The sequence below is a fragment of the Streptomyces sp. NPDC032822 genome (genome assembly GCF_055578825.1).
Map to the genome: position 1 here is coordinate 37,915 of NZ_JBVIOL010000001.1, position 13,413 is coordinate 51,327.

General features: G+C 72.9%; 8 protein-coding genes. 4 read left to right on the top strand and 4 right to left on the bottom strand.

Annotated features, from left to right (window positions below; all coding sequences use genetic code 11):
- Positions 1-113: 113 nt before the first annotated feature.
- The 4 genes from ACZ5VD_RS00150 to ACZ5VD_RS00165 form a co-directional block, all read right to left on the bottom strand.
- Positions 114-1,022, bottom strand: coding sequence for a carbohydrate ABC transporter permease (locus ACZ5VD_RS00150; RefSeq protein ID WP_468552871.1), 909 nt, complete (start codon positions 1,020-1,022; stop codon positions 114-116).
- Positions 1,019-2,362: a carbohydrate ABC transporter permease gene (locus ACZ5VD_RS00155; RefSeq protein ID WP_468552872.1), complete on the bottom strand. Its 1,344-nt coding sequence runs from the start codon at positions 2,360-2,362 to the stop codon at positions 1,019-1,021. Before ACZ5VD_RS00155 ends, ACZ5VD_RS00150 begins: the two co-directional genes overlap by 4 nt.
- 4 nt (positions 2,363-2,366) lie before the next feature.
- Positions 2,367-3,743, bottom strand: coding sequence for an ABC transporter substrate-binding protein (locus ACZ5VD_RS00160; RefSeq protein ID WP_468552873.1), 1,377 nt, complete (start codon positions 3,741-3,743; stop codon positions 2,367-2,369).
- Between the two features lie 160 nt (positions 3,744-3,903).
- Positions 3,904-7,653: an FHA domain-containing protein gene (locus ACZ5VD_RS00165; RefSeq protein ID WP_468679765.1), complete on the bottom strand. Its 3,750-nt coding sequence runs from the start codon at positions 7,651-7,653 to the stop codon at positions 3,904-3,906.
- A 427-nt stretch (positions 7,654-8,080) separates the two neighbouring features.
- Here ACZ5VD_RS00165 and ACZ5VD_RS00170 point away from each other — a divergent pair, with 427 nt between their 5' ends.
- From ACZ5VD_RS00170 to ACZ5VD_RS00185, 4 genes are all read left to right on the top strand, one after another.
- Positions 8,081-9,745 (top strand): serine/threonine-protein kinase, encoded by a 1,665-nt coding sequence (locus ACZ5VD_RS00170; protein ID WP_468552875.1) that lies wholly within the window; start codon positions 8,081-8,083, stop codon positions 9,743-9,745.
- Positions 9,746-9,871: 126 nt separating this feature from the next.
- Positions 9,872-11,107 carry a serine/threonine-protein kinase gene (locus ACZ5VD_RS00175; RefSeq protein ID WP_468552876.1) on the top strand — a complete coding sequence of 412 codons (1,236 nt, stop codon included), beginning with the start codon at positions 9,872-9,874 and terminating at the stop codon, positions 11,105-11,107.
- Positions 11,108-11,286: 179 nt separating this feature from the next.
- Complete coding sequence (gene prfB / locus ACZ5VD_RS00180; RefSeq protein WP_468552877.1) at positions 11,287-12,393, top strand: peptide chain release factor 2; 1,107 nt, start codon at positions 11,287-11,289, stop codon at positions 12,391-12,393.
- A 321-nt stretch (positions 12,394-12,714) separates the two neighbouring features.
- Positions 12,715-13,347, top strand: a complete 633-nt coding sequence (locus ACZ5VD_RS00185; protein WP_468552878.1) for an LPXTG cell wall anchor domain-containing protein — start codon at positions 12,715-12,717, stop codon at positions 13,345-13,347.
- Positions 13,348-13,413: the final 66 nt, after the last annotated feature.

Genomic DNA, 13,413 nt, shown 5'->3' on the forward strand with positions numbered 1-13,413 from the left:
CCGTTACGGCATGTGGGGGACGGTGGCGGGACGGCGACGGGGCGGCGAGGGGGCGAAGGCCACGAAAGGGGCGGACCGGTGTGGTCCGCCCCTCAAGTGACTTTCCGTACCGCCTACTTGACCGCGCCCGCCATCACGCCCGACACGAACTGCCGCTGGAACGCGAAGAACACGGCCAGCGGGATCACCATGGAGATGAACGCGCCGGGCGCCAGGACGTCGATGTTGTTGCCGAACTGACGGACCTGCGTCTGCAGGGCGACCGTGATCGGCTGGCTGCCCGAGTCGGAGAACACCAGCGCGATCAGCATGTCGTTCCACACCCACAGGAACTGGAAGATGCCCAGACTCGCGATGGCCGGCCCGCCCAGCGGCATCACGACCCGCAGGAACAGCCGCAGTTCACCGGCCCCGTCGAGCCGGGCCGCCTCCAGCAGCTCCCGCGGGATCTCCGCGAAGAAGTTCCGCAGCAGGAACACCGCGAACGGCAGCCCGAAGCCGGTGTGGAAGAGCACCACACCGAACACCGAGCCGAACAGGCCGAGCTTGCCGAAGAGTTCGGCGATCGGGATCAGCGCCACCTGCACGGGCACGACCAGCAGGCCGACCACGCCCAGGAACCACCAGTCCCGGCCCGGGAACTCCATCCACGCGAACGCGTATCCCGCGAGCGCGCCGATGACGACGACCAGCACCGTCGCCGGGACCGTGATCAGCACGGTGTTGACCAGCGAGTTGGTGATGTCGCTGTTCTGCAGGAGCTTGTCGTAGCTGTCGAAGGTGAGTTGGGACGGTTGGGAGAAGACCTCCCACCAGCCGCTCGCCGTCATCTCGCGCGGCGGGCGCAGCGAGGACAGCAGCAGACCGATCGTCGGCACCAGCCAGAACAGGCCGACGAGGACGAGGAAGAACTGCACCAGACCGCCACTGGCCCGTTCGGCGAGGCGCGAACCCAGGGACTGCTTGGGCTTCGCGCCGTCGACCGGCGCCGTCCCGGTGACCTTTTCGGCATGGGTGGTCATCGCCGCACCTCCCTCCTGAGCCTGCGGATGTTGAACCACATCACCGGGATGACGAGCAGGAGCAGGAACACCGAGATGGCGCTCGCGACGCCCGGCTGGTCCTCGGAGAAGCCCTTGCGGTACAGCTCCAGCGCGAGGACGTTCGCATCGTCCTGCGAGGAGCCCGGGGCGATGATGAAGACCAGGTCGAAGACCTTCAGGACGTTGATCATCAGGGTGACGGCGACGACCGCGAGGACCGGCGCGAGCAACGGCACCGTGACCCTGCGGAACACCTGCCACTCGTTCGCCCCGTCCACCCGGGCCGCCTCCAGGAGTTCCCGGGGCATCCCGGCCAGACCGGCCGCGATCAGCACCATCGCGAACCCCGCCCACATCCAGATGTACGAGCCGATGATCGAGGGCGTGACCAGCGACGGGCCGAGCCAGTCGAGGCCGTTGTAGGCCTCCTTGAAGTTGCTCGCCGGGAGCCGCAGCCGGGCCCCGTCGGCCTTCTCGGACAGGGTGAACGTGCCGTCGGCGGCGGCCTTCGTGGACTCGACGACCTTGCCGTCCTTGACTGCCTCGATCCTCATGCCGGGATAGCCGAGTTCGGTCGGATCCGGTGCGCCGAGGGTGCCCACCCCCTTGCCGCGGGTGAAGTCCTGCCAGGTGGTGCCGGTGATCTTCGCCGGATCGGCCCGCGGTGCCACGGCCTTCTTCGCGTCGCCGGGCATCTGGTCGGGGGCCACGCCCACCAGGGGAAGGGTGACGGTGTCGCCGGTGCCGACCGTCGACTTCGTGACGAAGCCGCCCCCCGCCGCCTGCAGGGGCGACTCACGGCCCGGGTGCGCCTTCGGGAACGCGGAGGCCTCGGCGAACGTGTCGTGGACGCCCACCCACACCGCGTTCGCCACGCCCTTGTCCGGGTCCTGGTCGTAGACCAGCCGGAAGATGATGCCCGCCGCCAGCATGGAGATCGCCATCGGCATGAAGACGACCAGCTTGAACGCCGTGCCCCAGCGCACCCGTTCGGTCAGCACCGCGAAGATCAGACCGAGCGCGGTGGCGACCGTCGGGGCGAACACCACCCAGATGACGTTGTTCTTCAGGGCGGTGCGGATGCCGTCGTCGGTGAACAGGGCCTGGTAGTTGTCGAATCCGGCGAAACCGTCGCCGGACTGGTCGTAGAAACTGCGGACGACCGAGTACCCGATCGGGTAGACCACGAGCGCGCCCAGCAGCACCAGAGCGGGCAGCAGGAACAGCGCTGCCACGGTCTTGCGGGTGCCGGTCACACTCTTGCGCGACTTGGCCGCGGCAGGGGGCGGAGTGCCCCCTGCCGCCGTGGCGGACGTCATGGCGTCAGCCGCCGTAGGCCGCCGCCGCGTCGGCCTCCAGTTTCTGCTGGGTGCCGGCGATGTCCTTCGGGTTCTTCAGGAAGTCCTGCAGCGCCTTCCACTCACCCTTGCCGGGGGTGCCGCCGAAGGCCTGCGGGGCCTGGTCGGACATGTCGAAGCGGAAGTCGTCACCGGCCGCGATCAGCGCCTTGGCCATCTTCTGCTGCACCGCGTTCGGATACGCCGAGTCCGCCACGTTCTTGTTCGGCGAGAGATAGCCGCCGAGCTTCGCCTGGACGGTCGCCGCGTCCGGGGAGGCGAGGAAGGTGGCCAGCGCCTGCGCCGCCTCGGAGTCCTTCAGGATCACCGCGGCGTCGCCGCCGGAGACCACGGGCGCGTCGGCGCCGACGGCCGGGAACGGGAACACCTTCGCGTCCGTGCCGACCTTCGCGCCCGCCTGGACGATGTTGACCTGCGCGAAGTCACCCTCGTAGACCATGCCCGCCTTGGGCTGGTCGCCGCCGGTGAAGGTCTGCGTCACCGAGGCCGGGAAGTCGGTCTGCAGCGCGCCGGCCGCACCGCCCGCGACGTAGTCCTTCTTGCCCCAGACCTGCGCCAGCGTGGTCAGCGCGTCCTTCACGGACGGGTCCGTCCACTTGATCTCGTGCTTGGCGAGCTGGTCGTACTTGTCCGGGCCCGCCTGGGAGAGATAGATGTTCTCGAACCAGTCGGTGAGGGTCCAGCCCTCGGCGCCGCCCACCGAGAACGGCGTGACACCGGAGTCGTAGACCGTCTGCGCGGCGGTGAGGAGCTCGTCCCACGTCTTGGGCTCGGTGGCCCCCGCGTTCTCGAAGACCTTGGCGTTGTACCAGATCAGCGACTTGTTGGCGGCCTTGTAGTAGACGCCGTACGGCTTGCCGTCGATCGTGCCGATGTCCTGCCAGCCCTGGGAGTAGTTCTCCCGCAGTTCCTTGAGGGCCGCGGCGCCCAGCGGCTTGGCCCACTTCTTGTCCACGGCCTGCTGGATGGCGCCCGGCTGCGGGAGCATCGCGATGTCCGGCGGCTGGCCGCCCGCGATCTTCGAACCGAGGAAGTTGACGATCGGGTCCTGCGCGGGCACGAAGGTCACCTTGGCGCCCGTCCGCTTCTCGAACTCCGCGAGCACCTTCTTGAAGTTGGCCTGTTCGGCGCCGCTCCAGACGGCGGCCACCTCCAGGCTCTTGCCGTCCAGTTTGGGAAGCGTGACCGTGGTGCCGGTCTCCTTGCCCGTGGCGTCGTCGTCGCCACCCTTGTCGTCGTCGCCACCGCAGGCGGTGAGCGAGAGCGCGAGGGCTCCCGCCAGGAAGGCGGCTGCGGTTCGTGCGGCCCTGTGGTTCCGGTTGGTTCTGCTGATGCTGCGCATCACTTCCCCGTTCTTCGTGCCTCGTCGAACGTGCGAGCGCTGTCCCGTGCCATCTGTCCCGTGCGCTCTGGTCTACGCCCGGGGGGTTGGGGTCGGCAAGGGCGCGTCCGCTGTCAACCGGGGGATCGTGACCCCCCTGTGACCAGGCGCCCGACCGGCACTACAGGAGGGAGGGCACCTCCGTCGCCGCGACCTCGCGTGCCGCCCGCTCCACCGCGCTCGCCAGCAGTGCCAGGTCCGTCGGGCCGTTGCCCAGTTCCCGGACCGGGCGGCGGGTCGGGGGATCACCCATCCGGTCCCACTCCAGGGGGACGACCGTCGGGCGCAGGGTCGCCGTGCGGGGGATACGGCCCGTGACGCGGCCTCCCTGGAAGGGGGTGGTCCGGCCGTCCGCCCCGGTCAGCCGGCCGCGCCCGGGCGCCGGTTCGTCGGGTCCCGGCGCCGGGGCGTCCAGGGTGACGCGGAGGGTGGCCAGCCGGGCCGGATCCGACGCGGCCGTACGCCCGCTGACGCCGGCCGCCGCCACCAGGTGGACGCCGAGGCGCTCGCCCTCGCGGGCCACGGCCAACAGGGCGCGGATCACCGAGCCGGCCGCGGGCCTGCCCGGCGAACCGAGCGCGGGGGAGACCAGCGCGTCCAGATCGTCGACCACCACGACGAGGCGCGGCAGCGGCGGTACGGCCTCCGGACGGGGCCGGGAGGCCGCCGGTCGCAGCCGGATGGTGCGGCTGGTCGGGGTGTCCAGGTCCCCGGTGTGCTCCGCGGCGCCGGACGACGTGCCGGCCGCGCCGCGGGCCGCGGCCGTCCGCTGGGTGACCAGACGGCCCGAGACCTCGCGCCCGGTGTGCCACTCGGCGAAGTCGGACCGCCCGAGCAACTCAGCGCGCCGCTTCAGCTCGGCGCTCAGCGACTGCGCGAACTCCCGCATGCGCACCGGGTCGTTGGCCGTCAGATGGGTGGTGACATGCGGTACGTCCGTACAGACGCGCAGGCCCTCGCCGTGTCCGCCGGCGTCCGTGCCCACGCTGTCCCGGCCGTCCATCAGCACCACGCTCAGCCGGTCGGGGCGCTCGGCGGCGGCGAGCGAGGCGACGACGGCCCGCAGCAGTTCGGTACGGCCGCTGCCCGACGGCCCCTCGATCAGCAGGTGCGGGCCCTCCAGCGCGAGGTCCGCGCAGACCGGGCCACGGGGTCCGGCACCGAGCACGGCCCAGGCCCGGCCGCCGAGCGACTCGGTGTCGTCGGCCGCGTCCGCCCAACGGGTCATCAGCGACGCCGGGGTGGCGCGGGCCAGCCCCAACTCGTCCAGCAGCCTGGCCGCCTGGGGCAGCGGCGCCGACACGCGCGCGTGGCGCTCACCGGTGCCCTCCGCCCGCAGCGGGGCCAGCGCCCGGCCGAACCGCTCGGCCCAGGCGAGGGAGACGGCGTCCACGGCGGCGACGGTGCCGTGGCCCACCGGACCGGCCGGGGTGGCGGAGGCGGACGGATCCGCGGGAGCCGTCGTCGACCGGGCCACCCGCATCAGCCGCAGGGCCGTGGCCACATCGCCGCTGAGCAGGGCCACGGCACCGCACTCGCGGAAGGCCGGCGCCGCCGCGCAGGCCGCCTCGTAGGTCTCCGTCAGCGGAGAGGCGGGCGAGGCGGGTGCCGTCTCGGCGAGACACACGACGTGGATGCCGGCCTGCGGGCCCTCCAGGGCCAGCCGCGCCACGGCCTCGCGCACGGCGGCACCGCCGGGATCGCCGTCCACGACGACCACGGTGTACGGACCGGTGAAGCCGCCGCCCTCGTGTCCCGTCTCCTCGTGGGCCCAGGAGGGGCGGTGGGCGGCACCGCGAGGCCGGGGGACGCCGGTGCCGGGGCCGAACGACGAGGTGGCCTGCCGGGCCGCGGGGACGGCGGCGTCGGCCGTGACGTGCGAGGACCCGCCTCGGGGTGCGGAGCCGTGCTCTCCGGTCGGTGCGCCGGGCCGGGCGCCCTGCTGTGTGCCGTTCGGTGTGCCGGAGCCGGGCCCTCGGTCGGTGTGCGCCCGCGTGGGCCGCGCTCCGGCCGGTGTCTCCGTCAGGTGGTCCTCCAGACGGCGGAGGAGTTCGTCGGTGCGGGCGACGGCCTGTTCGCGGTCGTAGGCGAGGAGGAGTCGGCAGTCCTGTCCGTGTCCGGGGCGCAGATGCGGGAGCCAGCCCAGCCAGGCCCACTCGGCGGTGCGCGCGGCCACAGGACGGGAGCGGTCCGCGCTGATCAGGACGATTTCCAGGGTGTCGGGGGAGTGCAGCGCGGCGAGCTGGGCGACGACCGCGCGGGCCAGCCCGGCGAGCCGCTCGCGCGGTCCGGCCAGCCCCAGTGCCCCGGCCTCGCGCAGATCGGCGGTCACCGGGACGGCGGGCAGCAGGCCCGAGCCGTCGGGCGCCGCCCGGTCCGCCGTACCGAGCCGGACCGTGAGCGCTTCCGGGTGGGCGGGGTCGCGCTCCCACAGCCGGGGTCCGGGGCCCAGCGCGGTCAGCAGCAGCGCCGCCGGGTCCGGCCAGGTCTCGGGGGCCTGGGACGGCGGGGCCAGGGGGGCCGGGTCCGGCGCGGGGGAGTCGTTGTCCTCCGCCTCGTCGTACGCCTCCTGGCCGGCCGTCTCCGGCTCGCCCCGCCCGCCGGTCAGCCGCCGTGCCCAGGCCGAGAGTCCGCCGCGCCTGCGCACGCCGGGCGGTACGTCGGTCCCCCGGAGCGGGGTTCCCTTGCGGCGGCCCGGGTCGGAGGCGGCTGCGCTGTCGTGGTCGGTCTCGCCGGGGTGGGTGCCTTCGTCGCGGCTGCGGACATGGCCCTCGCCCTCGCCCTCGTGCGGGGTGGCCCCGAAGGGGCCCGAGGGCGGGCGTCCGCCGGCCGGTGCGGCCGTGTCGGAGGGGCGTTCACGTGTCTGGCCGAGGTTCCCGGCGCCGTCCGCCACGCCCAGGCCGAACCGCCCCGCGTGGGTCGCGCCGCTGTCGCCGGGGCCGGTGCCGTCGCGGGGTACGGCGGTCGTCCGGTCGTAGGACCGCGCGCCCCTGGTCTCGATGTGGGGTGCCCCGCCCTGGTCCGGTACGACGCGTGACGGTGGGGCAGGGTCGTGGTCCTGCGGGCCCGAGGTACCGGCGGCGCCCCAGCCCGCCGTGCCGTACGCGTGATGGGTCCTGCCGGTGGGGGCCGGTGGGCCGCCGGGCGCGGGGGCCGGTGTCGGGCCGTCCGCGCTGTCGCCCTCGTGGGGCACCCGGACCTGGCCCTCGCCGTCGGGGGTCGTCCGCACGCGTGCGGACGGGCCGGCCGCCGGGGTCAGCCGCAGGGCGGACTCGCCGATCCGCAGCAGCGCGCCCGGGGCGAACCGGATGGGGCGGGTACCCACCCGCGTGCCGTCCAGCGAGGTGCCGTTCGTCGAGTCGAGGTCGGCGACCGAGACACGGCCGTCGGTGCCGACCGTGACCGCGCAGTGCAGCCGGGAGACGTCGGGGTCGTCGAGCGGGACGTCGGCGTCGGCGGAGCGGCCGATGTGGATCCGGCCGCCGTGCAGGAGGTGCACTCCGCCCGCGTCCGGCCCGGCCACCACGTGGAGTTGGGTCGGCGCGTCGTCCAGCTCGGGGTGGGCCTCCGGCTCGCCGGGGGCACCGAGGGACAGCACGGCGCCGTCTATCAGCGGGGGCTCGCCCAGGGTGCAGCGCTGGGCGTCGAGCCGCTCCGCACCGGCGTACAGCACGACCGGGCCGCCGCCGACCTCCCGGCTCCGCTCCAGGGGGGTGCCCGCGTCGGCCGGGACGGCCGAGGCGAGCGCCGACGCCACCGTGGCCAGGGCGGTGCCCGCGGGCGCGGTGACCAGCACGTCGCAGCTCGCGGTCCGGCCCTGGGGCCGGTCGGGCGGGCCCAGCGGGTCTACGACGGTCAGCCGGATCTGCATCGCCGTCAGCGGTCCCTTCTGCGCGGGCGCCCGGGAACCGGGACGAAGCCGCTCAGCGGTCCCCCACCGCGGACTTCCCCCACCACCACGAGCACGTCGGCCAGTACGGGAGCATCCTCGCACCTGCCACTGACAACGCGCCCGCCGCCCGGCACCAAATGATCTTGATTGGTCGGCTCTGCCCGCAAAAGTGCCTGACCAGTGCTTGATCGGTGACCACTTGAGATCGGTCACGCCCGACTCGGGCAACCAACGGGATCGAGTCGAGCGTCTTTCCTTCGAACGGGCACGGGACGCGGTACGTAAGACGCACAGAAAGACGAGACTCCGGTGCTCCGGACCACGGCACTACAGTGGGTCGGAACGCCCATAGCACGCCGGACCCCGGTGTAGGGACCAGGTAAGCCAGCAGCAGGGAGCGCATGACGTGCGGCCGGTAGGCAGCAAGTACTTCCTGGAGGAGCCGCTCGGACGCGGCGCCACAGGGACGGTCTGGCGAGCCCGCCAGCGCGAGACCGCGGGAGCCGAGGCGGCCGTCCAGGGCCAGCCCGGAGAGACCGTCGCGATCAAGGTCCTCAAGGAGGAGCTCGCGAGCGACCCCGACATCGTGATGCGGTTCCTGCGGGAGCGCTCCGTCCTGCTCCGGCTGACCCACCCGAACATCGTGCGGGTGCGCGACCTGGTCGTCGAGGGCGATCTGCTCGCCCTGGTCATGGACCTCGTCGAGGGCCCCGACCTGCACCGCTACCTGCGGGAGAACGGCCCCTTCTCGCCCGTCGGCGCCGCGCTGCTCACCGCCCAGATCGCCGACGCGCTCGGCGTCAGCCACGCCGACGGCGTCGTCCACCGCGACCTGAAGCCGGCGAACGTCCTGCTCAAGCAGTACGGCGGCCAGATGCACCCGATGCTGACCGACTTCGGCATCGCGCGCCTCGCCGACTCCCCGGGCCTGACCCGCACGCACGAGTTCGTCGGCACGCCCGCGTACATCGCGCCCGAGTCCGCCGAGGGCCGCCCGCAGACCTCCGCCGTCGACATCTACGGCGCCGGCATCCTGATGTACGAGCTGGTCACCGGCCGTCCCCCGTTCGGCGGAGGCTCGGCCCTCGAAGTTCTGCACCAGCACCTCAGCGCCGAACCGCGCCGCCCCTCCACGGTCCCGGACCCGCTGTGGACGGTCATCGAGCGCTGTCTGCGCAAGAACCCCGAGGAGCGGCCCAGCGCCGAGAACCTCGCGCGCGCCCTGCGCACCGTCGCCGAGGGCGTCGGCGTGCACGCGAACTCCGCGCAGATCGCCGCCGCGGAGGCGGTCGGCACGCTGCTGGCCCCCGACCCGGCCCCGGCGGCCGTCCCGGGCGTGCCCGGCTCCGCCGACCCGACCCAGGTGCTCCAGCACGGCGCGGGGGGCTACGACCCGAACGCCTACGACCCGAACGCCGCGACCAGCGTGCTGCCCCACACCAGTGGTCCGGGCGGCCCCGGTGGCGTCGGGGAGTCCTTCGGCGCCGCCGACCCCACCGCCGTCATGCCGCAGGGGCAGCAGCCGGGCCGGCCCGAGGACCCGCACCCCTGGCAGAACCAGCTGCGCGCCGCCCGCGACCGCAACGAACCGACGCAGGTCCAGTACCTCGACCCCGGCCAGGACCCGCTGCGCCGCCGTCCCCAGCGCCAGGTCGCCCGGCCGCAGCAACAGCCGCAGCAGCGCCCCCCGCAGCGCCCGCAGCCCGGCGGCTACGGCCATCCGCAGCAGCAACAGCCACAGCAGTACGCCCCGCAGCAGCAGCCCCGTCAGCAGCCGCAGCGGTACGCGCCGCCCCCGCACCAGGAACCGCCGCAGCGGCGTCCCGCCCGCGAGCCCCGTGAGCCGCGGCAGCGCAGCGCCAACCCGATGAAGATCCCCGGGCTCGGCTGCCTCAAGGGCTGCCTGTTCACGATCATCATCCTGTTCGTCGCGAGCTGGCTGATCTGGGAACTGAGCCCGCTCCAGGAGTGGATCGGCACCGGCAAGAGCTACTGGCAGCAGATCGGCGACATGTACGACACGGTGTCCGGCTGGATCGGGGACCTGAGCGGGAGCTCCTCCGGCCAGTAGGAACCGTCGAATCCGGGGCGACTCTGGGGATTTGTCGACACCCAGCGGGTGATTTCCGTCTCCGCGGTGAAGGTTGGCTCTTCCGGCGCGTAGTTTTGTCGCCAACACGCGTCCGTAGGAGCAGCCTTGGCACGGAAGATCGGCAGCCGGTACACCGCCCACCAGATCCTGGGGCGGGGCAGCGCCGGCACGGTGTGGCTGGGCGAGGGGCCCGAGGGCCCCGTCGCCGTCAAGCTGCTGCGCGAGGACCTGGCGTCCGACCAGGAACTCGTCGGTCGCTTCGTGCAGGAGCGCACGGCCCTGCTCGGCCTGGACCACCCCCACGTGGTCTCCGTCCGCGACCTGGTCGTCGACGGCAACGACCTCGCGCTGGTCATGGACCTCGTCCGGGGCACCGACCTGCGCACCCGGCTCGACCGGGAGAAGCGGCTCGCGCCCGAGTCGGCCGTCGCGATCGTCGCGGACGTGGCCGACGGACTGGCGGCGGCGCACGCGGCCGGGGTCGTCCACCGCGACGTCAAGCCGGAGAACGTGCTCCTGGACATGCAGGGCCCGCTCGGCCCCGGCGGCTCGCACCCCGCCCTGCTGACCGACTTCGGGGTGGCCAAGCTCATCGACTCCCCGCGCCGGACCCGGGCCACGAAGATCATCGGCACGCCGGACTACCTGGCGCCGGAGATCGTGGAGGGACTGCCGCCGCGCGCCTCGGTGGACATCTACGCGCTGGCGACGGTCCTGTACGAGCTGCTGGCCGGCTTCACGCCGTTCGGCGGCGGCCACCCCGGGGCGGTCCTGCGCCGCCATGTCACGGAGACCGTCGTCCCGCTCCCCGGCATCCCGGACGAGCTCTGGCAGCTGATCGTGCAGTGCCTCGCCAAGGCGCCGGCGTCCCGGCTGCGGGCCTCCGAGCTCGGGGCCCGGCTGCGGGAGCTGCTGCCGATGCTGACGGGCATGCCGCCGCTGGACGTGGACGAGCCGGACGGCGAGGCCGAGGAGGAGGGCGCCGAGCAGCCCCCGGAGGAGCCGGTGGCCTCGGCGCCGGTACGACGGGGCGCGGTGCCGTTGGTGCCGGGTGCGAAGCCGGCCGGCTCCAACCGGGACACGCACACCTCGATGCGGGTGCCGGCACCGGACGAGCTGGCCGGGGGTGCGAGGGGCACCGCCCGTGCGCCCCGGGCCGCGGGCGCCCCCCGTCCCGGTTCCGCCCGGCACCGGGCGGCCACCCGGCGGCGGCGTGTCGTCCTGGGCGTGGCCGCGGTGATCCTGGTCGCGGCGGCCGGGGTGGGGACGTGGGCGGCCACGTCGGGCGACGAGGACGGCACCCCCCAGGACACGAAGAACTCCGCCCCGACGTCCCCCTGAGGCGCCAGGGGCTGCGCCCCCGGGTACCCGGACCTGCGCCCACCCTCCCCACGCTCGGTCGCTCGCGCGCGGGGAACCCCCGCCCCGACCCGGTGCGACGAAAGACGGCCCGAGACCCCTCGCCCTGCCCGCCCGGCCGCCAGGACCGGGTCGGTTGCCACAGCCGTTAGGCTGGTGGCGTGGCAGTCGTCGATGTATCCGAAGAGCTCAAGTCCCTCTCCTCGACCATGGAGTCGATCGAGGCCGTTCTGGACCTCGACAGGCTGAGGGCAGACATCGCCGTGCTCGAGGAGCAGGCGGCCGCGCCGTCCCTGTGGGACAACCCGGACGAGGCGCAGAAGATCACCAGCAAGCTCTCCCACCTGCAGGCCGAGGTCAGGAAGGCGGAGGCGCTGCGCGGACGGATCGACGATCTCTCCGTGCTCTTCGAGATGGCCGAGGAGGAGGACGACCCGGACACCCGTGCCGAGGCCGAGTCCGAGCTCACCGCCGTCAAGAAGGCGCTGGACGAGCTGGAGGTCCGCACGCTGCTCTCCGGCGAGTACGACTCCCGCGAGGCGCTGGTCAACATCCGCGCCGAGGCCGGTGGCGTGGACGCCGCCGACTTCGCCGAGAAGCTCCAGCGGATGTACCTGCGGTGGGCGGAGCAGAAGGGCTACAAGACCGAGGTCTACGAGACCTCGTACGCCGAGGAGGCCGGCATCAAGTCGACCACCTTCGCCGTGCAGATCCCGTACGCCTACGGCACCCTCTCGGTGGAGCAGGGCACGCACCGGCTCGTGCGCATCTCGCCCTTCGACAACCAGGGGCGCCGCCAGACCTCCTTCGCCGGTGTCGAGATCCTGCCGGTGGTCGAGAAGACCGACCACATCGAGATCGACGAGTCCGAGCTGCGAGTGGACGTCTACCGTTCGTCCGGTCCCGGCGGTCAGGGCGTGAACACCACCGACTCCGCGGTGCGCCTGACCCACCTCCCCACCGGCATCGTCGTCTCCTGCCAGAACGAGCGGTCGCAGATCCAGAACAAGGCGTCCGCGATGAACGTCCTCCAGGCGAAGCTGCTGGACCGGCGCCGGCAGGAGGAGCAGGCCAAGATGGACGCCCTCAAGGGCGACGGCGGCAACTCCTGGGGCAACCAGATGCGTTCGTACGTCCTGCACCCGTACCAGATGGTCAAGGACCTGCGCACCGAGTTCGAGGTGGGCAACCCCGAGGCCGTGTTCAACGGCGAGATCGACGGCTTCCTGGAGGCCGGAATTCGCTGGCGCAAGCAGCGGGAGAAGTAGCGCGGGGCGCGTAGCGCGCTTTGTCGACAAGGCAACTGTCGCCTCTTCGGTGGCAGTTGTCTTTCGTGTGGCCGGAACTGTGTGCGTTGTCTGGGTTTTACATCACACTCACACACTTCAATCTCCGGCATAGATCCCGTAGCCGGACATTGCGCGCGCAACGGCCTTGACGTTGCTTTGAAAAATGGGAAAGGTGAAGCGCGGCATGCGTATCTCTGGGGTGCATGTGAACCGGGGGGCCTGAGTGAAGTCGCCTCCTCCCGTAGATCACGGCCCCGAGCGCCGCCTCACTGACAATGAGCTACTGGGGGTAGCAACCAGATGACGAAGAAGACGCGGATCCGGATCGCGCGGATAGCAGCCGGTGCCGTGATCGCGGCCGGAGCCTCGCTGACCGCCGCCGGCGCCGCTTCCGCGCTGGAGATCGGCGTGACCGCGGACGAGAACGGCGTCGGCGTGAGCGTCGACACCGGCCTCGCCGACCCCGAGCCGACCGACCCCGGCATCCCGACCGAGCCCAATGACCCGGAGCCCACCGACCCCGGCATCCCGACGGACCCCGAGCCCACCGACCCGGGCATCCCGACGGACCCCGAGCCGACCGCGACGGAGCCGACCGAGCCCACCGAGGAGCCCACCGAGCCCACGGAGGAGCCCACCGCCGACCCGACCGACGACCCGGGTGACAACGGCAACGGCACCGGCGGCAACAACGCCGACCCCGACGGTGGCTCGGGCGACTCCGCCCAGCAGGAGGGCTCCTCCTCCCTGACCGACACCGGCACGGACGTCTCGACCGACACGTCGGCCCAGGGCAGCGGTGGTGAGCTCGCCGAGACCGGCGCCGCGCAGACCACCTTCCTGGTGATCGGTGCCGCCACGATGATCGCCGGCGGTATCGGCTTCCGTATCCTGCCGCGCCTCATGAGCGGCCGGGGCGGCGCCGTCGCCTAGACGGTAGCCGTCCGCGTACGGAACGTACGCGGGTCGTACGGCGAGGGGCCCGGAGCGACTTACGCT